Raw genomic sequence first — 21,504 nt, 5'->3', positions numbered from 1 at the left:
CCCCGACAACGAGGAGTCACCGCCATGTCCGACGTCGTCAACGCGTCCCGCCGCTCGCCGTTCACGGGCGTGCCGCCCCGGGACGTCGTGCGCGACGTCGTCGCCGCCGTCGCGCTGCTCGTGGCCCTGCCCCTACCGTGGGAGATCGGGCACCGCGGCAGCGACCTGCTGTGGGTGGTGCTCACGACGGTGCTCGCGCTCGTGGCGATCGTCGCGCCGTACGCCGAGCGGGCCGGTGTCCTCGCCGGCGGCTGGGGGCGGCTGGTCGACCCCGCCACCCGGCTCCTCTGCCTCATGCCGTACGGACTGGTGGCCCTGCTGTACCTGGTGCTCGACGTCGCCCGCACCGCCGGTGACGCCGGCGCCGTCGGGGGCGGCCTCGCCGTCGGCCTGGCCGGCGTGGTCCTGGCCGCCGCCGTGCCCGGCCCGCGGCCCGTGATCGTCAGCGCCGTCGTGGTGGCACTCGGGGCCGTCGTGACGCCGGTGCTCGCGATGCTCGGCGGGGCGTCGTGGTCGGCGGTGGTCGGTGCCCTGCTGGCGGCGGTGCTGGTCCTCGGCGTGCTGTGGCTGACGGTGCGGCGCTTCCTGCGCGACGACGAACCCGCGGGCATCGTGCTGATCGTCGTGGGTGCGGCGGTGGCGCTGGAGATCGTGTTCCTCGGTGGGGGGTCCGCGGCCTGGTTCGAGTCCCTGCACGGCGGCCGCTACGGGCTGCTCCTGCTGCCGGTGGTGGCCGCTGCCGCGGTGCCGGTGGCGTTCGACCGGGCGGCCGCCGCCGTGGGCGAACCGGGGGAGCGGAGCGCGCACCGGTGGGTCGCCGTGGCGGTCCAGGCGTTCGAGCTGATGATGCTCGTCGGCGGGTTCGTCGCCGCCGTCGCGGTGCTGCGGCTGGTGGACCGCGAGCCCTTCTCCGGCGGGCTGGTCGAGGCGGTCCTGCGACTGGTCGTCGGTGTGCTGGTGGTGGTCCTGGCTCTCCTCGCCCGGCGCGCCCTGCTGCGCGACCCGCGGGCCGGGCACTCGACGGCGGTGGGTGCCGCCTGCCTGGTCGTGGTCCTCGGCGTCGTGATCCTGGTCGCGCGTGCCGGGATCGGGACGGCGTCGCGCGTCGAGGAGCTGCTGCTGGCGCTCGCGCTCCCGGCGCTGGTCCTCGGCGCGCTGCTGCTGCCGCCGTCCGTGCGCGCGCTCCTCGGCGCGGCCCCCGCCGACGGATCCGCGTCGGGTCCGGCCGAGACGCCCGGTGAGCGGCCGTGGGAGGCCCAGGCCCCCGCCGGCTCCTACCAGGGCCGGGACGAGGAGGGCCGACGGCCCGCCGCGGAGGAGACGGCGGTCCAGCAGCCGGTCGTGCCGGAGCGCAGCTGGCAGGAGCCCGCGGCCCAGGAGCACGCGGACGAACCGCAGGGGACCAGCCACGGCTCGCGGTGGCGTGGGACGTGGGCCGCCGGGACGGACGCCACCCAGCAGATGGCACCGGTGCGCACCGACGTCGCCGAGCAGCCCGCACCGTCCGCGCAGCCCGAGTCGTCGGCGCCCGAGCCGGTGGGCCACGCCGCGCACCAGACCCAGGTGCTGCCGCCCGTGGCGGACGTGCCCGGCAGTCGCTGGACGGCGGACCAGGCCCTTGACCCGAGCACCCCGCTGGAGTCGCTGGCCGTCATCGTCCAGGAGGCGCCGCACCTGCGGCCCCACGTCGCGGCGAACCCGTCGACCTACCCGGCGCTGCTCGACTGGCTCGGCGCGCTCGGCGACCCCGCGGTCGACGCCGCCCTGCGCACCCGCCGCTGAGCCGACCCGACGACGCCGGCCCTACCGCGGGGTAGGCAACTCTCCCGCCAGGTGGGCCGGGCGCGCGCCTCGCGGACCGTCCGGGTGACCGGGCCCACACACGGTGTACGGTGTGAGGGTGCAGCACGTGGTGAGCCTCCTCCTTCGGTGCCGCGGCGAGGCCTAGCAGAGGCCGGTTCCTCGCCGCGGAGGACGTTGGTGCGCCGGCCGTCACCGAGCCACACCACCCCCGAAGGAACTCCCTGATGAACACCGAGCACCCGCACGTCACGAACGGCATCGCCGCGCAGAACCCGCAGCGACCCTCGCAGATGCCGTACCACCGGTACGTCCCCTTCCACGAGCAGATCCGCGTGGACCTGCCGGACCGCACCTGGCCCGACCGTCGTATCGAGAAGGCCCCCCGCTGGTGCGCCGTCGACCTGCGCGACGGGAACCAGGCCCTCATCGAACCGATGAACGCCGAGCGCAAGCTGCGCATGTTCGAGCTCCTGGTCCAGATGGGGTACAAGGAGATCGAGGTCGGCTTCCCGTCGGCCTCGCAGACGGACTTCGACTTCGTGCGCACCCTCATCGAGTCCGGGCGGATCCCCGACGACGTCGTCATCCAGGTGCTGACCCAGTGCCGCGACCACCTCATCGAGCGCACCTTCGACGCGATCCGCGGCGCCAAGCAGGCGATCGTGCACATCTACAACTCCACCTCGATCCTGCAGCGCGAGGTCGTCTTCCGCACCGACCAGGACGGGATCGTCGACATCGCCCTGCAGGGCGCGCGGCTGTGCCGCAAGCTCGAGGAGACCGTCCCGGAGACCACCGTCTACTACGAGTACTCGCCGGAGTCCTACACGGGCACCGAGCTGGAGTACGCCGCCCGCATCTGCAACGAGGTGCTCGAGGTCCTGGAGCCGACGGCGGAGCGCCCGATGATCGTCAACCTGCCGGCCACGGTGGAGATGGCCACGCCCAACGTGTACGCCGACTCGATCGAGTGGATGAGCCGCCACCTCAACCACCGCGAGCACGTGGTGCTGTCCCTGCACCCGCACAACGACCGCGGCACCGCCGTCGCGGCGGCCGAGCTGGGCTACCAGGCCGGCGCCGACCGCGTCGAGGGCTGCCTGTTCGGCAACGGCGAGCGCACCGGCAACGTGGACCTGGTGACGCTGGGCATGAACCTGTTCGGCCAGGGCATCGACCCGCAGATCGACTTCACCGTCGGCGGCGGGATCGACGCCATCCGTCGCACGGTCGAGTACTGCAACCAGCTCCCGGTGCACGAACGGCACCCCTACGCCGGCGACCTGGTGTTCACGGCGTTCTCCGGGTCGCACCAGGACGCGATCAAGAAGGGCTTCGAGCACATGGCCGGCCGCGCCGAGGCGGAGGGCAAGGCCGTCGACGAGCTCACCTGGGGCGTGCCGTACCTGCCGATCGACCCGAAGGACCTGGGGCGCTCGTACGAGGCCGTGATCCGCGTGAACTCGCAGTCCGGCAAGGGCGGGGTGTCGTACCTGCTCAAGACGGAGCATCACCTGGAGCTGCCCCGCCGCCTGCAGATCGAGTTCTCGGGCGTGGTGCAGAAGTACTCCGACACCGCGGGCAGCGAGGTCACCGGCGCCGACATCTGGCGCATGTTCGCCGACGAGTACCTGCCCGCCGAGGAGAACGACGGCCAGGACCTGCAGCCGTGGGGCCGGCTCAAGCTGCGCGAGATCCGCACGCGGGCCGTCGAGGACGGCACCACCACCCTCGAGGTGGACGTCGTGGACCAGGGCGCCGAGCAGACCCTCGTCGGGACCGGCAACGGCCCGCTGGACGCGTTCGTGACGGCGATCGCCGGCGTCGGTGTGGACGTGAAGGTCCTCGACTACACCGAGCACGCGATGAGCGCCGGCGGTGACGCGAAGGCGGCCGCCTACGTGGAGTGCGCGGTGGGCGACGACGTGCTGTGGGGCGTCGGCGTCGACCCGTCGATCACGACGGCCTCGCTCAAGGCGATCGTCTCGGCCGTCAACCGCGCCGAGCACGGCTGACCTGACAGGGGCACCTGGGACAATGGCCGGGTGCCCCTGTACCGAGACGACGCGATCGTGCTGCGCACCCACAAGCTGGGTGAGGCCGACCGCATCATCACGTTCCTGACGCGCGAGCACGGCAAGGTCCGCGCGGTCGGGCGCGGCGTGCGGCGCACGTCCTCGAAGTTCGGCGCCCGGCTGGAGCCGTTCATGATGGTGGACGTCCAGCTCTACACCGGCCGCAACCTCGACTCGGTGACGCAGGTCGAGACGATCGGCGCCTTCGCCCGCCAGATCAGTGCCGACTACGCCCTGTACACGGCAGGTGCCGCGATGCTGGAGACCGCGGACCGCCTGGTCGCGGCCGAGCACGAGCCGGCCGTCCAGCAGTACTGGCTGCTGGTGGGCGCGCTGCGGGCCCTGTCCGAGCGGGCGCACACCCCGGGCCTGGTGCTGAACTCCTACCTGCTGCGCGCGCTGGCGGTGGCCGGGTGGGCGCCGTCGTTCACGGAGTGCGCGCGCTGCGGAGAGCCGGGCCCGCACCACTCGTTCGCCGTCGCGCAGGGCGGCGCCGTGTGCTCGCGGTGCCGTCCGCCGGGCAGCGCGTCCCCGGCGCCCGAGACCTTCGACCTGCTGGCGGCGCTGCTGGCGGGCGACTGGGAGGTGGCCGACGCCGCCGAGCGCCGACACCGCAGCGAGGCGGACGGCCTGGTCGCCGCGTACTCGCAGTTCTACCTGGAGCGCACCCTGCGCTCGTTGCGCATGATCGAGAGAGAGGCCTGATGCCCACCGCACCCCGGCAGTACGCCGAGCCGTACCCGCACCCGTCCGGCGCCAACCCGCCACGGATCCCGGCACAGTTCGTGCCGAACCACGTCGCCGTCGTCATGGACGGCAACGGCCGGTGGGCCAACGCGCGGGGCCTGTCCCGGATCGAGGGGCACAAGGAGGGCGAGAAGTCCCTGCTCGACGTCGTGGCGGGCGCCGTGCAGATCGGGGTCAAGCACGTCTCCGCGTACGCGTTCAGCACGGAGAACTGGAAGCGGTCGCCGGAGGAGGTGCGCTTCCTGCTGGGGTTCAACCGGGACGTGATCCGACGACGGCGCGACGAGATGGCGTCGTGGGGCGTGCGGATCCGCTGGGCCGGGCGTCGGCCGAAGCTGTGGGGCTCGGTGATCGACGAGCTCGAGAAGGCCGAGGAGATGACCAGGGGCAACGACCGCTGCACCTTGACGATGTGCGTGAACTACGGGGGGCGCGCCGAGATCGCGGACGCCGCCGCCGCCATCGCCCGGGACGCCGTGGCCGGGAAGGTGAACCCGGCGCGCGTCACGGAGAAGACCGTCCAGAAGTACCTCGACGAGCCCGACCTGCCGGACGTGGACCTGTTCCTGCGCTCGTCGGGCGAGCAGCGCACGAGCAACTTCATGATCTGGCAGGCCGCCTACGCCGAGATGGTGTTCCTGCCCGAGCCGTGGCCGGACGTCGACCGTCGGCACCTGTGGCGTGCGGTCGAGGAGTTCGCGCGGCGGGACCGGCGGTACGGGGGAGCGGTGGACGCGCCGACAGCCTGAGCACGACGACGTCGGGCGGGCCTTGACCCGCGCACGGTCGCGTTCACGGGCCCTGCGGGCCCTCCACTTCGGGGATGACGACCGTGCGCGGGTCAAGGCCCGCCCGACGTCCGGGTCTCGGCCCGGGGTCTGGAGGACCGAGGCGTCAGCTCTCGCCGTAGATGCCGGCGAGCTGCTCGACGAGGGCCGGCACGCCGGTCTCCCAGTCGTAGGACAGCGCGGTGGGCGGCGAGACGGACGAGGTGGCGACGTTGCCCTCGATCATGACGACGTCGCCGTCGGCGACCGCGGGGATGGCCTGCAGCTCCTCGGAACCGGTGAAGGCCTCGGGCTCCTCGCCGTCGTACAGGTACGTGACGACGAAGTCGGCCTCGAGCTTGTCGAGCTCCTCGTAGGAGAGCGTGTAGTAGAAGCCGCCGTCGGAGCTGTCCAGCTCCTCGACGGACGGGGCCGAGACGACGCCGAGGCCCTCGAGGATGCTGACGCGCGGGTCGGCCGGCGTGTAGACGTACACGAGCCCCTCGGTGGGCGAGTCCTTGATGGCGGCGAACGTCTTGCCCTCGAACTCGGGGTGCTCCGCGGCCAGGTCGGCGAAGTACGTGTCGACGTCGCTCAGCACCTGCTCGCCGGCGTCGGTGCGACCGAGCGCCTCGGCGGTGACGGTGATGATGTCGTCCCACGGCGTGGTCCAGGGGGCCTCGGGGTAGGCGACGACCGGCGCGATCTCCGTGAGCAGGTCGTACTGCTCCTCGGTGAGACCCGAGTACGGGGCGAGGATGAGGTCGGGGTCGGCCTCGACGAACTCCTCGTAGGGGACGGTCGCGCCGGCCTCGGCGTCGCTGAAGATCACGGGGTCCTCGGCGCCGAGCGCCTCGTACTCCTCGGCGACCCACGGCAGCAGGGCCTGCTCGCCGACGGTGAAGACCTGCTCGGCGACGCCGACGGGGGCGACGCCGACCGCGAGGGCGGCCTCCGTGGAGCCCCAGCCCCAGGTGGCGACGCGCTGCGGCTCGGACTCGACGGTGGTCTCGCCGAGCGCGTGCGTGATGGTCACGGGGAACTCGTCGGTGGCGCCCTCCGGAGCGGCGGACTCCTCGGTGGTCGACTCCTCGCCGGAGGTGTCGGGCTCCGACTCGGAGGCGCACGCGGTCAGCGTGAGGGCGGTGGCCGCGGCGAGGCCGACGGCGGTGCTCAGGGAGCGGCGAAGACGCACGGATTCTCCTCGGTGTGCTCGCGCCGGAGCGCGAGGTGGAACGGATGAGGAAAGGCTAACCTCACTGACGAGACGGGCGGAAGCCCGTTCCGCCGTCGTGCACGAATCGTGATGTGACGTCACTCACCGCGCGGCTCGGTCGAGCCGTCCGGTGCGAGCGAACCGTCCGCACGGCGGTGCCGCCCGACCGGCACGATCATCGGCGTCCCCGACACCGGGTCCGGCACGACCCGCGCGTCCAGACCGAACGCCTCGAGGACGGTGCGCTCGTCGAGCACGTCCTGCGGAGCGCCCTGCGCCACCACGCGACCCGCGCACATGACCACCAGGTGGTCCGCGTACCGGGCGGCGAGGTTGAGCTCGTGCAGCACCATGACCACGGTGGTGCCCCGCTCGGCGTTCAGGTCGGTCAGGAGGTCCAGCAGCTCGATCTGGTGGGTGACGTCCAGGAACGTCGTCGGCTCGTCGAGCAGCACGATGTCGGTCTCCTGGGCGAGCACCATCGCCACCCACACGCGCTGACGCTGCCCGCCCGAGAGCTCGGCCACGGGCCGGTCGGCCAGGTCCGCGACCCCGGTGGCCTCGAGCGACCGCATCACCACGGCGTCGTCGTCGCTGCTGTGCCGGCCGAACCACCCCTGGTGCGGGTACCGGCCGCGGCCGACCAGCTCGGCGACCCGCACCCCGTCCGGGGCCACGGACGACTGCGGCAGCACGCCGACGGACCGTGCCAGCTCCTTGCGCGGCATCGCGGTCACGTCGAGGTCGCCCAGCGTGACCCGCCCGGCCTCCAGCGGGTGCAGCCGGGCGAGCCCGCGCAGCAGCGTCGACTTGCCGCAGGCGTTGGGGCCGACGACGGCGGTGACCTTGCCCTCGGGCAGCGTCAGGTCGAGCGACTCGATCACCCGGTGCCCGTCGTACCCGATGGAGACGCCGTGCGCGACCAGGTCGCCGCGGGTGGCGGTCCGTGGTGCGCGGTGCGGGGTGTCGATCATGCGCGGGCTCTCTTCTCGTGGGTGGCCAGGAGCCACAGCAGGTACGGCGCGCCGACGAGGCCGGTGACGATGCCGGTGGGGGCGGTGACGCCGAGCAGGCCGTTCTCGGCGACGACGTCGGCCGCGAGCACCAGCGCGGCACCCGTGGCGACGGACACGGTCAGCGCCGCTCCGCCGTCGTCCACCAGCCGCCGGGCGATGGCCGGTGCGACGAGCGCGACGAACGCCAGCGGCCCGACGACGGAGGTGGCGAGCGCGACCAGGGCGACGGCTGCGAGCAGCGAACCGACACGGGCGGCGTCGGTGGACACGCCGAGACCGCGGGCGTGGTCGTCTCCCAGGCCGAGCGGCGCCTGCCAGCGGGCGATCGACGCGACCACGAGCGCCAGCACGGCGAGCCCGAGCCCGAGGACGGCGAGCTCCGTGCCGCGGACGTCCGCCACGCTGCCGACCGTCCACACGAGCGCCGAGGCGGCCTCGCGCTGGTCGGCGCTCGCGAGCAGCCACGCCAGGATCGACGAGGCGAGGTAGGCGAAGCCGACGCCGACCAGGACGAAGCGGATGGAGTGCAGGCCCTGGCGCCACGCGAAGAACCAGATGAGCAGCGCGATGACCGACGCCCCGGCGAACGCGCCGGCGGAGACCGCGAGGCCGGTCAGGCCGAGGCCCAGCATCACGGTGACCGCGCCGACCGAGGCGCCGGTCGCGATGCCGAGGATGTCGGGGCTGGCCAGCGGGTTGCGCAGCGTCGACTGGAACAGTGCACCGGCGAGCCCGAAGGCGGCGCCCGCCAGCAGGGCGGCGAGGAGCCGGGGCAGGCGCAGGCGCTGGACGATGAACAGGTCGCCGTCGTCGCCGACGCCGAACAGGGCGAGCAGCGCGCGTCCCGGCGGGAGCGAGGCGGCGCCGAGCGTGAGGGCGAGAGTGGCCAGGGCGACGATCAGGCCGGCCAGGACGGCGAGGACCAGGAGGAGGCGGCGACGGCGGTGACGGCGCAGCGCCGTCACCGGGGCGGCGGAGGCGGTGCCGGGCGCGGGTGCGGCCACGGGGCGTGTCGTCATGTCAGACCCCCGAGACCTTCTTGCCGCGGGCGACCGCGACGAGCACGGGGGCGCCGATCGCGGCGGCGACGACGCCGGCCTCGAGCTCGCTGTGCGGCAGGATCAGGCGGCCGATCACGTCCGCCCCGAGCAGCATGACGGGCCCGAGCAGCGCGGACAGCAGCAGCACCCAGCGGTAGTCAGTGCCGACGAGGCGGCGGGCGGCGTGGGGGACGGCGAGACCCACCAGCGCGATCGGTCCGGCGAGGGACGTCGCGGCCCCGGCCAGGAGCACGATGGTCAGCCCGGCCACGGCCCGGGTGACCCCGACCCGCTGACCGAGGCCGCGGGCGATGTCGTCGCCGAGGGCGAGCATGTTGAGACGGTGGGCGAGCCCTGCCGCGAGGACGGCGCCGACGGCGATGAACGGCAGCACGACGACCAGCGTGTCCAGCCCGCGTCCGGTGAGCGACCCGACGGCCCAGAACCGGTAGAGGTTGAACGCCTGCTGGTCGCGCAGCAGCACGAGCGTGATCATCGGCGTGATGAGCGCGGTGACCGTGGCGCCGACGAGCGCCAGCTTGACCGGTTGCCCGGCGCCGATCGAGAACACCAGGGCTGCGGCCGCCGCGGCGCCGAGGAACGCGAACCAGACGAACTGCGACGGCGCGGACAGGCCGAGCAGCCAGACGGCGCAGACGACGGCCAGCGACGCGCCGGAGTTCAGCCCGAGAAGACCGGGGTCGGCGATCGGGTTGCGGGTGACGCCCTGGATCACCGCGCCGGCGACACCGAGCGCGAGACCGGCGGCCAGGCCCACGAGGGCACGCGGGACGCGCTGGCCGGCGATGACCCGGTGGTCGACGTCGCCGGCGACGGGGTCCGTGAGCGCCTGCCACACGACCGGTAGCGACACGTCGCGCACCCCGAGCACCAGGCTGGCCACGACCACCACGGCGAGGGCGACCAGCGCCAGCACGCAGGCGAGGAGCCGTCGCCGGGTGCGGCGGGCGACCTGCTCGGCGGCGCTGGTGGGCACCGCGGCGGGGGAGGTCAGCATCACACCTCCTCGGGCGTCGGCTGCGCCGCGTCGGTGCGCGTCCGACGGCGGTGCAGCAGCCAGGCGGTCAGGCCCAGCGCGAGGACGACGAGCGCGGCGAGCACGGCGGGGTGGTGCAGGAACAGCAGGACGGCGCCCCAGACGACGGCGGTCCCGACGGTGGTCCAGATCGCGGCCCACACGAGGCAGCCGAACGTGAGTGCCACCAGGTAGCGCCCGAACGGCATGCGCAGGTACCCGGCGGCGAGGTTGACCACGGTCTGCACCCCGACGGTGAAGAACGAGAAGGTCACCGCGGGAGGGCCCCAGCGGTGGATGCGGTCGATGACCTGGGTGGCGCGCGGGGAGGCCAGCACGTGCGCGACGCGGGTGCCGCCCATGCCGCGCGCGACCCCGCGCCCCAGCCAGTACGTGGCCTGGGCGCGGACCATGACGATGCCGAACGCGGCGACGTACACGATCCAGTACGGGAAGCCCTCGAGCGTGAACACGCCGTGCCGCTCGGCGTCGGAGGACGCGGCGGCGAGCAGCGGGGCGGTGACCATGGGCCCCATTCTGCACCGCTGAGGTATGCCTGGCCTAACTCGCCCGGTCGGCGGACGCGCGGCAGGCGGCGCAGGTGCCCCACAGCTCGACGGTGTGCTCGATGTCGGCGAACCCGTGGGTGGAGCCCACCTCGGCGGCCCAGGCCTCGACGGTGGGGCCGTCGATCTCGACCGCGCGCCCGCACGAGCGGCACACCAGGTGGTGGTGGTGCTCGGTCCGGGCGCACCGGCGGTACAGGGCCTCGCCGTCGTCGGTGCGCAGCACGTCCACGTCGCCGCCGTCGGCCAGCGCCTGCAGCGTGCGGTAGACGGTGGCGAGCCCGACGGCGTCGCCACGGTCCCGCAGGAGCTCGTGGAGCTGCTGGGCGCTGCGGAACTCGTCGCTGACCTGCAGGGCCTCGGCGACGGCGGCCCGCTGCTTGGTCATGCGCAGCGGCTGGTTCATGGTGTGCAGTCTCCTCGGGCGGACGCTCTCGGGGCAACCTCGACGTCGTCGGGGATGTCGGGGTGCGGGTCGCCGGCGGGCCGACGGCGCGCGAGCAACGGGTGCAAGCCTGCCACGACGGCGTAGACCGCGATGGCGAGGACCACGATGAGGGCACCGGGGGAGACCGGGTACCAGTAGGTGACGCTCAGCCCGACGACGCACACGAGGACACCGATCACCGACCCGACCGCCATGGTGCGGCGGAACGAGTGCGTCACGAGCTGGCCGATCGCGACCGGCACGATCATCAGCGCCGAGACCAGCAGCAGCCCGACCACCCGCATCGCCACCGTGACGGTCAGGGCCGCCAGCACGGCCACCGCCATGTTCAGCGCCCAGACCGGTAGCCCCGAGGAGATCGCGAACTCCTCGTCGTGGCTGACCGAGAACAGCGCGGCCCGCAGGCCGACACCCACGGCCAGGATCAGCGCGCACAGGATGACCGTGAGGACCAGGTCGGTCGTGGTGACCGTGGAGATCGACCCGAACAGGTACGCCATGAGGCTGCCGGACGAGCCGCCCGCGATACCGATGATGAGCACGCCCCCGGCGATGCCGCCGTAGAACATGATCGCCAGGGCCAGGTCGCCCGACGTGCGTCCCCGCCGTCGGACCACCTCGATGAGGACGGAGCCGATGACGGCGGTCACCACGGCGCCCGGGACGGCCAGCACGTCGTTCGGCACCAGACCCATCGCCGACCCGATGAGCCAGCCGAGCGCCACGCCGGTCAGCGCGACGTGCCCGATGCCGTCACCCAGCAGCGCCAGGCGTCGCTGGACCAGGTACGTGCCGACCACCGGGGCGGCGGCGCCGACCAGCAGCGCGGCCAGCAGCGCCCGCTGCATCAGCGGGTCGGTGAGCATGTAGGTGATCTCGCTCATGGGCGGGCCTCCCGGTCGCCGGCGTCCAGGGGTCCGTCGCTCAGGCCGACGTGGCGCGCGTCGAGCGCCGGCAGCTCGGAGGTGTGCGGGTGCAGGTGCTCGTGCTCGGCGGCGTCGTGGCTGGCGTGCGGGCGCGGGGGAGCGCCGTCGTGCACCACCTGGCCGTGCCGCAGGACGACGGCGCGCGTGATGAGGTCGGCGAGCTCGCCCAGCTCGTGCAGCACCACCAGGACGGTGAGGCCGTCGTCGACCAGTCGGGTCATGGTCGCGGCGAACGCCTCCTGGCTCGGCCGGTCGACGCCGGCGACCGGCTCGTCGAGCACCAGCAGCTCGGGTCGGCGCACCAGGGCGCGTGCGATGAGGACCCGCTGCTGCTGGCCGCCGGAGAGCTGGCCGATGGCGTCCCCGGCGCGGTCGGCCAGGCCGACCTGGTCGAGCGCCTCGCGCGCCAGCGTCCGCCAGCCGCGGGGGAGCGACAGGCGCCGGCCGTGCAGGAGGCCGGAGGCGACGACCTCGCTCGCCGTCGAGGGCACGCCGGCGGCCGCGCTGATGCGCTGGGGCACGTAGCCGATGCGCTGCCAGGGCACGTCGTTGCCGAGGCGGTGGCCGAGCAGGTTGACCTCTCCCCGGCTGGGCTCCAGGACCCCGACGACGGTGCGCACCAGCGTGGACTTGCCGGAGCCGTTGGCGCCGAGCAGGGCCACGACCTCACCGGGCTCGACCCGCAGGTCGACCCCGCGCAGGACGTGGCTGGCGCCCAGGTGGACGTGGACGCCGCGGGCGTCGATGGCGGGTGTCGTCACGCGCAGCCCAGGCCCTCGGTCAGTGCGGCCAGGTTGTTCTCCATGACAGCAACGTAGTCGTCGCCGGCCTCCTCGGCCTCGGTGGACAGGCCCTCGAGCGGGTCGAGCACCGCGGTGGCGACGCCCAGGTCGTCCGCCAGGGTCTCGGCGACCTTCGGGCTGGTCAGCGTCTCGGTGAAGATGGTCTGCACGTCGTTCGCCTCGACGACCTCGCCGATCTCGCGCAGGCGCGCCGGAGACGGCTCGGCCTCCGGGTCGATCGAGGAGATGCCCATCTGGGTCAGGCCGTAGCGCTCGGCCAGGTACCCGAACGCGGCGTGGCTCGTCACGAGCGTCTCGTCGGCGCAGGGCTCCAGCGCCGTGGCGTACTCGGCGTCGAGGTCGTCCAGGGTGGCCTTCAGCGTCTCGGCGTTGGCGGCATAGGTGTCGGCGTTGTCCGGGTCGGCCGCGGAGAGCTCGGCGGCGACGGCGTCGGCGACCGGCTCCAGCAGGGTCGGGTCGAGCCAGAAGTGCGGGTCGAGCGTGCCGTGGTCGTGGCCGTCGTCCTCCGCGTGCTCGGCGTGCTCCTCCGCGGTCTCGCCCTCGTGGTCGTGCTCGTCGGCGTCCTCGGCCTCGTCCAAGTGCTCGACGGTGCCGGGGCTCTCCTCGAGGGGCACGACGTCGGCGGCGTCGACGACGTGCTCCGGCGCGCGCGCCTCGACGGCCTCGTCGACGGACGGCTGGAAGCCGGTGAGGTAGACGACCAGGTCGGCGTCGCCGATCTCGCGCACCTGGGCGGGGGCGAGCTCGAGGTCGTGCGGCTCGGCGGCCGGGGGAGTGAGGTTGTCGACGCTCACGAGGTCGCCGCCGACCTGCTCGGCCACGTACTGCAGGGGGTAGAACGAGGCGAGGACCTGCACGCCGTCGGCGGCCGCGTCGTCGCTGCCGGCGTCGGTGGCGCAGGCGGTCAGGACGAGGCCGAGGGGGAGCGCGGCGGCGAGGCCGAGGCGGGCACGAGGAGTCATGATAACGATTCTCACTCTGGTTGAGAATGAAAGTCAAAGCTGGCCGGTGCGACGTCAGTCACGCTACCGCCGCGCGGGCCCGAGGGCTGCTCGACGGCATGCCGGTAGGCTGGGCCACCGGCGCCCGCGAGGCGCCGGTCCCACCGTGAACGTACGCCCCGCCGGAGCCACCTGCGGGGTCGACACCCAGGAGTGATCCGTGGCAGCACCGTCCGCGAACGCCAAGCTCGACGCCGTCGTCTCCCTCGCCAAGCGGCGGGGATTCGTCTTCCAGTCCGGCGAGATCTACGGCGGGACGCGCTCCGCGTGGGACTACGGCCCCCTGGGCGTGGAGCTCAAGGAGAACATCAAGAAGCAGTGGTGGAAGGCGATGACGCGTCGTCCCGACGTCGTCGGCATCGACTCGTCGGTCATCCTGCCCACCCCGGTCTGGAAGGCCTCCGGCCACCTCGGCGCGTTCACCGACCCGCTGACGGAGTGCCTGAGCTGCCACAAGCGGTTCCGCGAGGACCAGATGATCGAGGAGTTCGAGGAGCGCAAGGGCCGCGAGCCCGAGGGCGGCCTCGCAGAGATCGCCTGCCCCAACTGCGGCACCCGCGGGCAGTGGACCGAGCCGCGTGACTTCAACATGATGCTCTCGACCTACCTCGGCGCGATCGAGGACGAGTCCGGCAAGCACTACCTGCGCCCGGAGACCGCCCAGGGCATCTTCGTGAACTTCGCCAACGTGGCCGCTGCGGCGCGGCAGAAGCCGCCGTTCGGCATCGCGCAGATCGGCAAGTCGTTCCGCAACGAGATCACGCCGGGCAACTTCATCTTCCGCACCCGTGAGTTCGAGCAGATGGAGATGGAGTTCTTCGTCGAGCCGGGCAGCGACGCCGAGTGGCACCAGTACTGGATCGACACCCGCATGGCCTGGTACACGGGTCTGGGCATCGACCCGGAGAACCTGCGCCTCTACGAGCACCCCGAGGACAAGCTCTCCCACTACTCGACGCGCACGGTGGACATCGAGTACCGCTTCGGCTTCACCGGCGGGGAGTGGGGCGAGCTCGAGGGCATCGCCAACCGCACCGACTTCGACCTCAGCACGCACGCGGAGCACTCCGGCAAGGATCTGATGTACCGCGACCCGGTGACCAACGAGAAGTACTTCCCGTACGTCATCGAGCCCGCCGCCGGCCTGACCCGGTCCCTCATGGCGTTCCTGGTCGAGGCGTACGCCGAGGACGAGGCGCCCAACACCAAGGGCGGCGTCGACAAGCGCACCGTCCTGCGCCTGGACAAGCGGCTCGCCCCGGTCAAGGCCGCCGTGCTGCCGCTGTCCAAGAGCTCCGAGCTGCTCCCGACGGCGGAGAAGCTCGCCGCGGACCTGCGCCAGTACTGGAACGTCGACCACGACGTCACCCAGGCGATCGGCAAGCGGTACCGCCGCCAGGACGAGATCGGCACGCCGTACTGCGTCACCGTCGACTTCGACACGCTGGACGACCAGGCCGTGACCATCCGCGACCGCGACACCATGTCCCAGGAGCGCGTCGCCCTGGACAAGGTCGCCGGCTACCTCGCCGAGAAGATGCCCGGGGTCTCCTGACCGCAGGTCCACTCCGCACGACGCAGCGGGGCCGTCCCACGTGGGACGGCCCCGCTGCGTCGTACCCGGTGCTTCCCGGGTGTGTCCTGCTGGACGATCAGGTCGCTACTTCGCCCTTCTCACCAGGGCCAGGACCAGGCTGACCACCAGCACGGCGACGCCGATCCAGAGCAGGAACTCCGCGATCCCGGTGAGGCCGAGGATGAGGAGTACGACACCGATGATGATGAGGATGAGCCAGAGGGGCATAGTTGGACCTCCTTCGTCCGTCCGCGACAGGTCTTGTCGCGATATCGACGACGATCGCACGACTTGTCATGATCCGCGCGCCGAACGGCTCGAGCGCGCCGGTCCCACGGGTCAGCCGACCTTGCGGTTCCCGCGGTTGACCAGCACGAGCACCACGCCGACCACCATGGCGATCACACCGGCCCAGATGAAGAACTGCCCGAGTCCGACCAGGCCGAGGATCAGCGAGACGAGACCGGCGATGATGAGGACGAGCCAGAGAGCCATGAGATTCCTTTCGTCGGGGTTGCGCCAGAATGCCAGCAGTGGTCGGTCCGGGCGACCCGAGCGCGGCGGATGGTGAGCAGCGCCACCAGACGGCGTCACAGCGGCGGCCACGCCCCCGGTGGGACAATGGCGAGCGTGACCTCCACGCTCGACCCGACACGTACGACGCCGCAGCCCGCCACCGCACCGGACGCTCCGGCGTCGGGCACCCGTGTGCTCCCGCCGCTGCAGATCGGTCCGATCACCGTGGACACGCCGGTCGTGCTCGCGCCGATGGCCGGCGTGACCAACCGGGCGTTCCGCACCCTGTGCCGGCAGGCCGGGCAGTCCACCGGGTTCGACCCGGGCCTGTACGTGGCCGAGATGGTGACCTCGCGCGCCCTCGTGGAGCGCAACACCGAGGCGCTGCGCATCGTCACCTTCGGCAGGGACGAGACGCCCCGCTCGGCGCAGGTGTACGGCGTCGACCCCGCCACCGTCGGCGAGGCGGTGCGCATCATCGCCCGTGAGGACCGGGCCGACCACGTCGACCTGAACTTCGGGTGCCCCGTGCCCAAGGTGACGCGCAAGGGCGGCGGGGCCGCCGTGCCGTGGAAGCGTGAGCTGTTCGCCGGCATCGTGCGTGCCGCCGTCGACGCGGCCGAGCCGTACGGCATCCCGGTCACCGTCAAGATGCGCAAGGGCATCGACGACGACCACCTGACCTACCTCGAGGCGGGCCGGACGGCCGAGTCCCTCGGTGCCGCCGCCGTCGCGCTCCACGCCCGCACCGCCGCGCAGCACTACTCCGGCACCGCCGACTGGACCGCGATCGCGCGGCTCAAGGAGGCGGTGCGGACGGTGCCCGTGCTCGGCAACGGCGACATCTGGGCCGCCGAGGACGCGATCCGCCTGGTGCGCGAGACCGGCGCCGACGGCGTCGTCGTGGGTCGCGGCTGCCAGGGTCGGCCGTGGCTGTTCGCGGACCTCGCTGCGGCGTTCAACGGGTCGGACGCCCGGGTGCGGCCCGGGCTGCGGCAGGTCGCCGACACGATCTACCGCCACGGCGAGCTGATGATCGAGTACTACGACGGCGACGAGGACAAGGGCACGCGCGACCTGCGCAAGCACATGGCCTGGTACCTCAAGGGGTACGCGGTCGGCGGCGACGCCCGGCGCGGGCTGGCGATGGTCTCGAGCCTCGCCGAGCTGCGCGAGCGCCTCGACGCCCTCGACCTGTCCCTGCCGTACCCGGGTGAGGACGCCGAGGGGCCGCGCGGTCGTGCTGGGTCGCCCAAGAAGCCGCACCTGCCCTACGGCTGGCTCGACTCGCGCGAGCTGGACGAGGAGTTCGAGCAGAAGCTGCGCGAGGCCGAGCTCAGCGTCTCCGGCGGCTGACCGGCTCGTCGTCCCGTCCTCGCTCCGGCAAATCGGCCCCGGCGCGGCAGTCCAGACTGCCGCACCGGGGCCGAGGTGCCGAACCGGTGGGGGGAAGCGGTCAGGCGCGCAGCCACACCGTCGTGTCGGCGGGCACGACGACGGTCCCCTCGTCCAGCGCGGGAGCCAGCGGCCCGGAGGCGAGCATCAGCTCCCCGGCGCCGGGCACGTTCGCGGGCACCTCGACGGGCTCCGCGCCCAGGTTCGCCACGACGACGACGTCACCGTTGCGGAACGCGACGACGTCGGCCGAGTCCTCCCAGCCGGCCAGCCAGGACAGGGCACCGAAGCCGAGGCGCTCGGCCTGCCGCACGGCCAGCGCGGACCGGTACAGCTCGAGCGTCGACCCCTCGACGCCGGCCTGGACGTCGGCGGCGTAGCGCGCGTACGACTCCGGCTGCGGCAGCCAGGTCCGGCCGGTCGGCCCGAACCCGAGGCCCGGCTCGTCGGCGGACCAGGGCAGCGGGACGCGGCAGCCGTCGCGGCCCGCCTCGGCGCCCTGGGTGCGGAAGTGCGCCGGGTCCTGACGCACGTCGTTCGGCATCGTGGTGTGCTCGGGCAGCCCGAGCTCCTCGCCCTGGTAGAGGTAGGCGGACCCGGGCAGACCCAGCATGAGCGCCGTCGCGGCGCGACCGCGGCGCAGGCCGAGCTCCTCGTCGGGCTGCGGGTCCGTGGCGAACACGCCGTTGGGGCGCACGCCGGGGTCCGGCAGCCCGAGCCGGGTGACGTGCCGGACCACGTCGTGGTTGGACAGCACCCAGGTGGTGGGCGCGCCGACCTCGTCGTTCGCGCGGTACGACGCCGCGATGACGCGGCGCAGCGCCGCCGCGTCCCAGCCGGTGGTCAGAAAGGAGAAGTTGAACGCCTGGTGCATCTCGTCGGGGCGGACGTACCGGGCCAGGCGGGACAACGGCTCGACCCAGGCCTCGGCCACCAGGCAGCGGTCGCCGTCGTACTCGGCCAGCACGCGGTGCCAGTCCCGGTAGATCTCGTGCACGCCGTCCTGGTCGAACATCGGCCCGGAGTTACCGGCGCCGGTGGAGCCGTCCTCCGGCGCACCGGGGTCGGACTCCTCATCGGCGGTGCCGCCGTCGACCATGGAGACGTGGCCGTGCCAGTCGGGCAGGCCGTCGGCCTTGACCATGCCGTGGGCGACGTCGACCCGGAAGCCGTCGACGCCCTTGTCGAGCCAGAACCGCAGCACGTCCTCGAACTCGGACCGGACCTCGGGCCGGTTCCAGTCGAGGTCGGGCTGGGTGGAGTCGAACAGGTGCAGGTACCACTGCGGCGAGGGCTCGTCGTAGGCGTCGCCGTCGGCCGTGCTCGACGGGGCGAGCCGGGTCCAGGCCGGTCCGCCGAAGATGGAGTGCCAGTTGTTGGGCGGCTCGGTGCCGTCGGGGCCCCGGCCGTCACGGAAGATGTACCTGGCCCGCTCGGGCGAGCCGGGGGCGGCGGCGAGCGCCTCCTGGAACCAGGCGTGCTGGTCGGAGGTGTGGTTCGGCACGAGGTCGACGATGACGCGCATGCCGCGCGCGTGGGCGCCGGCGAGCATCTCGTCGAAGTCGGCCAGGGTGCCGAACAGCGGGTCGACGTCGCGGTAGTCGGCGACGTCGTAGCCGGCGTCGTTCTGCGGGGAGCGGTAGAACGGCGAGAGCCAGACGGCGTCGATCCCGAGGGTCTTGAGGTGGTCGAGCCGGGCGGTGATGCCGGGGATGTCGCCGATGCCGTCCCCGTTGCCGTCCGCGAACGAGCGCGGGTAGACCTGGTAGATGACGGCGTCGCGCCACCACTCGCGGGCGGTGTCGGTCCCGACGTGGACGGTGGTGCCCGGCTGCAGGGCGTCCGGAGTCGGGGTGGTCTGCTCGGTGGTGGCCATGCGATGCGTCCTCGGGGTGGGGGTCGGTACGGCGAACGAGTGTATGCCTTGCAGCAAGATTTCAGAACGTCGGATCGTGCCGGTCCGCGCGTGTCGCGCTCACGACAAGCCTGGGAGGCGGGCCGGAGGGGCGCAACGCGACCCGTCCGACGACCGGGCTCAGCCCCGCGGGGCGGGACCGGTCGAGCCGCGCACCACGAGCTCGGGGGAGAAGAGCAGCTCCGTGCGCGGGGCGCGGTCGCCGCCGATCTCGGTGAGCAGCGCGCTCACGGCGGCGTGGGCCATGGCGTCGACCGGCTGGCGGACCGTGGTCAGCGGCGGGTCGGTGAACGCGATCAGGGGGGCGTCGTCGTACCCGACGATCGAGACGTCGTCGGGCACGCGCAGGCCCTGCGAGCGGGCGGCGCGCACGGCGCCGAGCGCCATGAGGTCGGAGCCGCAGACGACGGCGGTGTGCCCCGCCGCGTACAGCTCGGCCGCGGCCGCCTGCCCGCCCTCGAGCGTGTACAGCGTGCTGATGGCGTGCCGGCGTGCGTCGGCGGTGTCCGCGGCCAGGCCGTGCCGCACCAGGGCCTTCAGGAACGCGCCGAGCTTGCGGCGGGCCGGGACGTAGCGCTCCGGGCCGATGGCCAGGCCGATCTCGCGGTGACCCAGCGTGACCAGGTGCTGGACCGCCACGTCGACGGCCTCGGCGTCGTCGGGGGAGACGAAGGGCGCGTCGACGTCCTCGGCGTAGCCGTTGACCAGCACGATCGGGACGCCCTGGCCGCTGAGGAGCTCGTAGCGGCGGTGGCTCGCCCGGCTGTCGGCGTGCAGGCCGGAGACGAACACGATGCCGTCCACCGAGTGGTCCACCAGCGTGGAGACGTACTCGTCCTCCGTGGTGCCGCCGGGGGCCTGCGTGCACAGCAGCGGGGTGTAGCCGCGCTGGGCCAGGATCGACTCGATGGCCTGGGCGAACGCGGGGAAGACGGGGTTGGTGAGCTCGGGCACCACGAGGCCGACGAGTCCGGCGGACCGGCCGCTGAGCGCCGACGGGCGCTCGTAGCCGAGCACGTCGAGCGCGGCGAGCACGGCCTGGCGGGTGGAGCTGGCGACGCCGGGCTTGCCGTTGAGCACGCGCGACACCGTCGCGGTGGAGACTCCGGCCTGCTCGGCCAGGTCGCTCAGACGGGTACGCACGCCTGCGATCGTAGGGGACAACGTTTCTCCTCGGTGGACGACGCCCGGACTGCGGACGCTCGCGCGGCACCGCGTTGCAGAAACGTTATTGCAAAATCTTGCAACGCGCGAACATCTTGCCTACATTCATCCCTCAGCAGGGCCCACCGGCACCCCGCCACCGGGCCACCGAACCATGCTGGGAGTACCCCTGATGCGACGGAGCATCCTTCTCGCCTCCGCCCTGGTCACCACGCTCGCCCTGTCGGCGTGCGGGTCGGACGACGCCGCCGAGCCGGCCGAGGGCAGCACCGACGACGCCACCGCGACGGAGGGTGAGGACGCCGGCGACGACATGGCGACCGGCTCCCTGACCGTCTGGGTCGACGAGACCCGCCAGGCGGCCGTCGAGTCCGCCGCCGAGGACTTCACCGCCGAGACCGGCACCGAGGTCGAGCTGGTCCTCAAGCCGTTCGAGGACATCCGCACCGACTTCATCGCCCAGGTCCCCACCGGCGAGGGACCCGACGTCACCGTCGGCGCCCACGACTGGCTGGGCGAGCTCATCACCAACGGCGTCGTCGCCCCGGTCGAGCTGGGTGACACCACCCCGCAGTTCGAGGACGTGGCCGTCGAGGCGTTCACCGCCGACGGCGCCGTCTACGGCATGCCGTACGCCATCGAGAACATCGCCCTCATCCGCAACACCGAGCTGGCGGACTCCGCTCCCGCCACCTGGGACGAGGCCATCGCCGCGGGCGAGGACGCCGGGACCAAGTACCCGCTGCTGATCCAGACCGGCGTCGAGGGCGACCCGTACACCTACTACCCGTTCCAGACGTCGTTCGGCGCCCCCGTGTTCGAGCAGAACGAGGACGGCTCCTACTCCCCGGAGATCGCCATGGGCGGCGACGCCGGGACGGCGTACGCCCAGTGGCTCGCCGAGCAGGGCGAGTCCGGTGCCCTGACCACGGACATCACCTACGACATCGCCGTCGAGGCCTTCGCCAAGGGCCAGTCGCCGTTCATCGTGGGCGGTCCGTGGATGCTCGAGCAGTTCGCCGACCTGGACCTGGCGATCGACCCGATCCCCGCCGCGGGTGACGAGGCGGCCCAGCCGTTCGTGGGCGTGCAGGGCTTCTACGTCAGCGCCCAGAGCGAGAACGCGCTGCTGGCCAACGACTTCCTCGTGAACTACCTGTCCACCGAGGAGGCGCAGACCGCGCTGTTCGAGGCCGGCGGCCGCCCGCCGGCGCTCACCGCCGCGGCCGACGCCGCGTCGTCCGACCCGATCGTGGCCGGCTTCCGCGAGGTCGGGGCCGAGGCCGTCCCGATGCCGTCCATCCCCGAGATGGGCTCGGTCTGGGCCTTCTGGGGCGTGACCGAGGCCAACATCATCTCCGGCTCCGCCGACCCGGCGAAGGCCTGGGACAAGATGATCGCCGACATCGAGGGTGCGCTCGACTCCTGACGTCCTGACCTCTCTCGCGACGGGCCGCGGCACCAGCCGCGGCCCGTCGCGCGACCCCGGAAGGC

20 protein-coding genes are annotated in these 21,504 nt (G+C 72.9%); 7 read left to right on the top strand and 13 right to left on the bottom strand.

Features of this window, described 5'->3' with window-relative positions:
- Window positions 1–24 precede the first annotated feature (24 nt).
- The 4 genes from HDG68_RS06110 (at window position 25) to HDG68_RS06095 (ending at window position 5,374) form a co-directional block, all read left to right on the top strand.
- Window positions 25–1,782: a DUF7937 domain-containing protein gene (locus HDG68_RS06110; RefSeq protein WP_172150232.1), complete on the top strand. Its 1,758-nt coding sequence runs from the start codon at window positions 25–27 to the stop codon at window positions 1,780–1,782.
- A gap of 245 nt (window positions 1,783–2,027) precedes the next feature.
- Window positions 2,028–3,818, top strand: a complete 1,791-nt coding sequence (leuA, locus tag HDG68_RS06105; RefSeq protein WP_172150231.1) for a 2-isopropylmalate synthase — start codon at window positions 2,028–2,030, stop codon at window positions 3,816–3,818.
- A gap of 30 nt (window positions 3,819–3,848) precedes the next feature.
- On the top strand, window positions 3,849–4,583 hold the full coding sequence (gene recO, locus HDG68_RS06100; RefSeq protein ID WP_172150230.1) for a DNA repair protein RecO: 735 nt from the start codon (window positions 3,849–3,851) through the stop codon (window positions 4,581–4,583).
- Window positions 4,583–5,374 carry an isoprenyl transferase gene (locus HDG68_RS06095; RefSeq protein ID WP_172150229.1) on the top strand — a complete coding sequence of 264 codons (792 nt, stop codon included), beginning with the start codon at window positions 4,583–4,585 and terminating at the stop codon, window positions 5,372–5,374. The genes recO and HDG68_RS06095 overlap by 1 nt, the downstream gene beginning before the upstream one ends.
- Before the next feature lie 145 nt (window positions 5,375–5,519).
- Here HDG68_RS06095 and HDG68_RS06090 read toward each other — a convergent pair whose 3' ends face one another.
- The 9 genes from HDG68_RS06090 to HDG68_RS06050 form a co-directional block, all read right to left on the bottom strand.
- A complete protein-coding gene (locus tag HDG68_RS06090; RefSeq protein ID WP_172150228.1) occupies window positions 5,520–6,587 on the bottom strand; it encodes an ABC transporter substrate-binding protein in 1,068 nt (355 codons plus the stop codon).
- A gap of 119 nt (window positions 6,588–6,706) precedes the next feature.
- Window positions 6,707–7,582, bottom strand: coding sequence for an ABC transporter ATP-binding protein (locus HDG68_RS06085; RefSeq protein WP_172150227.1), 876 nt, complete (start codon window positions 7,580–7,582; stop codon window positions 6,707–6,709).
- On the bottom strand, window positions 7,579–8,643 hold the full coding sequence (locus tag HDG68_RS06080) for a FecCD family ABC transporter permease (protein WP_172150225.1): 1,065 nt from the start codon (window positions 8,641–8,643) through the stop codon (window positions 7,579–7,581). The genes HDG68_RS06085 and HDG68_RS06080 overlap by 4 nt, the downstream gene beginning before the upstream one ends.
- A 1-nt stretch (window position 8,644) precedes the next feature.
- Complete coding sequence (locus HDG68_RS06075) at window positions 8,645–9,682, bottom strand: FecCD family ABC transporter permease (protein ID WP_172150223.1); 1,038 nt, start codon at window positions 9,680–9,682, stop codon at window positions 8,645–8,647.
- Complete coding sequence (locus HDG68_RS06070; protein ID WP_246253578.1) at window positions 9,682–10,227, bottom strand: DedA family protein; 546 nt, start codon at window positions 10,225–10,227, stop codon at window positions 9,682–9,684. The genes HDG68_RS06075 and HDG68_RS06070 overlap by 1 nt, the downstream gene beginning before the upstream one ends.
- 34 nt (window positions 10,228–10,261) lie before the next feature.
- Window positions 10,262–10,672, bottom strand: a complete 411-nt coding sequence (locus HDG68_RS06065; RefSeq protein ID WP_172150219.1) for a Fur family transcriptional regulator — start codon at window positions 10,670–10,672, stop codon at window positions 10,262–10,264.
- On the bottom strand, window positions 10,669–11,598 hold the full coding sequence (locus HDG68_RS06060; RefSeq protein WP_172150217.1) for a metal ABC transporter permease: 930 nt from the start codon (window positions 11,596–11,598) through the stop codon (window positions 10,669–10,671). Before HDG68_RS06060 ends, HDG68_RS06065 begins: the two co-directional genes overlap by 4 nt.
- Window positions 11,595–12,401 (bottom strand): ATP-binding cassette domain-containing protein, encoded by an 807-nt coding sequence (locus HDG68_RS06055; RefSeq protein ID WP_172150215.1) that lies wholly within the window; start codon window positions 12,399–12,401, stop codon window positions 11,595–11,597. Before HDG68_RS06055 ends, HDG68_RS06060 begins: the two co-directional genes overlap by 4 nt.
- Window positions 12,398–13,405 carry a metal ABC transporter substrate-binding protein gene (locus HDG68_RS06050; protein ID WP_172150213.1) on the bottom strand — a complete coding sequence of 336 codons (1,008 nt, stop codon included), beginning with the start codon at window positions 13,403–13,405 and terminating at the stop codon, window positions 12,398–12,400. The genes HDG68_RS06055 and HDG68_RS06050 overlap by 4 nt, the downstream gene beginning before the upstream one ends.
- A gap of 199 nt (window positions 13,406–13,604) precedes the next feature.
- Here HDG68_RS06050 and HDG68_RS06045 point away from each other — a divergent pair, with 199 nt between their 5' ends.
- The gene (locus HDG68_RS06045; RefSeq protein ID WP_172150211.1) at window positions 13,605–14,999 is read left to right on the top strand and encodes a glycine--tRNA ligase; all 1,395 of its coding nucleotides are present in this window, start codon (window positions 13,605–13,607) and stop codon (window positions 14,997–14,999) included.
- Window positions 15,000–15,104: 105 nt separating this feature from the next.
- Here HDG68_RS06045 and HDG68_RS06040 read toward each other — a convergent pair whose 3' ends face one another.
- Both HDG68_RS06040 and HDG68_RS06035 read right to left on the bottom strand, forming a co-directional pair.
- Complete coding sequence (locus HDG68_RS06040; RefSeq protein ID WP_172150209.1) at window positions 15,105–15,248, bottom strand: hypothetical protein; 144 nt, start codon at window positions 15,246–15,248, stop codon at window positions 15,105–15,107.
- 111 nt (window positions 15,249–15,359) lie between these two features.
- Window positions 15,360–15,515: a hypothetical protein gene (locus HDG68_RS06035; RefSeq protein WP_172150207.1), complete on the bottom strand. Its 156-nt coding sequence runs from the start codon at window positions 15,513–15,515 to the stop codon at window positions 15,360–15,362.
- A gap of 126 nt (window positions 15,516–15,641) precedes the next feature.
- Between HDG68_RS06035 and dusB the strand changes: the two genes are divergently transcribed.
- A complete protein-coding gene (gene dusB / locus HDG68_RS06030; RefSeq protein ID WP_172150205.1) occupies window positions 15,642–16,892 on the top strand; it encodes a tRNA dihydrouridine synthase DusB in 1,251 nt (416 codons plus the stop codon).
- A 100-nt stretch (window positions 16,893–16,992) separates the two neighbouring features.
- On the opposite strand, the gene HDG68_RS06025 is transcribed toward dusB, so the two are convergent.
- Together HDG68_RS06025 and HDG68_RS06020 are read right to left on the bottom strand one after the other, a co-directional pair.
- Window positions 16,993–18,807 carry a glycoside hydrolase family 13 protein gene (locus tag HDG68_RS06025; protein ID WP_172150203.1) on the bottom strand — a complete coding sequence of 605 codons (1,815 nt, stop codon included), beginning with the start codon at window positions 18,805–18,807 and terminating at the stop codon, window positions 16,993–16,995.
- Window positions 18,808–18,966: 159 nt separating this feature from the next.
- The gene (locus HDG68_RS06020; RefSeq protein ID WP_343037449.1) at window positions 18,967–19,989 is read right to left on the bottom strand and encodes a LacI family DNA-binding transcriptional regulator; all 1,023 of its coding nucleotides are present in this window, start codon (window positions 19,987–19,989) and stop codon (window positions 18,967–18,969) included.
- A gap of 193 nt (window positions 19,990–20,182) precedes the next feature.
- On the opposite strand from HDG68_RS06020, the gene HDG68_RS06015 reads away from it, so the two are divergent.
- On the top strand, window positions 20,183–21,439 hold the full coding sequence (locus HDG68_RS06015) for a sugar ABC transporter substrate-binding protein (RefSeq protein WP_172150199.1): 1,257 nt from the start codon (window positions 20,183–20,185) through the stop codon (window positions 21,437–21,439).
- Window positions 21,440–21,504 lie beyond the last annotated feature (65 nt).

The organism is Isoptericola chiayiensis (assembly GCF_013149805.1).
Lineage (GTDB): Bacteria > Actinomycetota > Actinomycetes > Actinomycetales > Cellulomonadaceae > Isoptericola > Isoptericola chiayiensis.
The sequence above is the reverse complement of the archived record's forward strand: the minus strand, read 5'-3'. Positions and strand labels throughout refer to the sequence as shown.

Bases quoted from the DNA above. Each gene is read 5' to 3' on its own strand.
- leuA (WP_172150231.1), top strand. From the start codon at position 2,028: ATGAACACCGAGCACCCGCACGTCACGAACGGCATCGCCGCGCAGAAC.
- HDG68_RS06040 (WP_172150209.1), bottom strand. From the start codon at position 15,248: ATGCCCCTCTGGCTCATCCTCATCATCATCGGTGTCGTACTCCTCATC.
- HDG68_RS06015 (WP_172150199.1), top strand. From the start codon at position 20,183: ATGCGACGGAGCATCCTTCTCGCCTCCGCCCTGGTCACCACGCTCGCC.
- HDG68_RS06060 (WP_172150217.1), bottom strand. From the start codon at position 11,598: ATGAGCGAGATCACCTACATGCTCACCGACCCGCTGATGCAGCGGGCG.
- HDG68_RS06050 (WP_172150213.1), bottom strand. From the start codon at position 13,405: ATGACTCCTCGTGCCCGCCTCGGCCTCGCCGCCGCGCTCCCCCTCGGC.
- dusB (WP_172150205.1), top strand. From the start codon at position 15,642: ATGGCGAGCGTGACCTCCACGCTCGACCCGACACGTACGACGCCGCAG.
- HDG68_RS06065 (WP_172150219.1), bottom strand. From the start codon at position 10,672: ATGAACCAGCCGCTGCGCATGACCAAGCAGCGGGCCGCCGTCGCCGAG.
- HDG68_RS06025 (WP_172150203.1), bottom strand. From the start codon at position 18,807: ATGGCCACCACCGAGCAGACCACCCCGACTCCGGACGCCCTGCAGCCG.
- HDG68_RS06035 (WP_172150207.1), bottom strand. From the start codon at position 15,515: ATGGCTCTCTGGCTCGTCCTCATCATCGCCGGTCTCGTCTCGCTGATC.
- HDG68_RS06075 (WP_172150223.1), bottom strand. From the start codon at position 9,682: ATGCTGACCTCCCCCGCCGCGGTGCCCACCAGCGCCGCCGAGCAGGTC.
- HDG68_RS06110 (WP_172150232.1), top strand. From the start codon at position 25: ATGTCCGACGTCGTCAACGCGTCCCGCCGCTCGCCGTTCACGGGCGTG.
- HDG68_RS06070 (WP_246253578.1), bottom strand. From the start codon at position 10,227: ATGGTCACCGCCCCGCTGCTCGCCGCCGCGTCCTCCGACGCCGAGCGG.
- HDG68_RS06080 (WP_172150225.1), bottom strand. From the start codon at position 8,643: ATGACGACACGCCCCGTGGCCGCACCCGCGCCCGGCACCGCCTCCGCC.
- HDG68_RS06095 (WP_172150229.1), top strand. From the start codon at position 4,583: ATGCCCACCGCACCCCGGCAGTACGCCGAGCCGTACCCGCACCCGTCC.
- HDG68_RS06085 (WP_172150227.1), bottom strand. From the start codon at position 7,582: ATGATCGACACCCCGCACCGCGCACCACGGACCGCCACCCGCGGCGAC.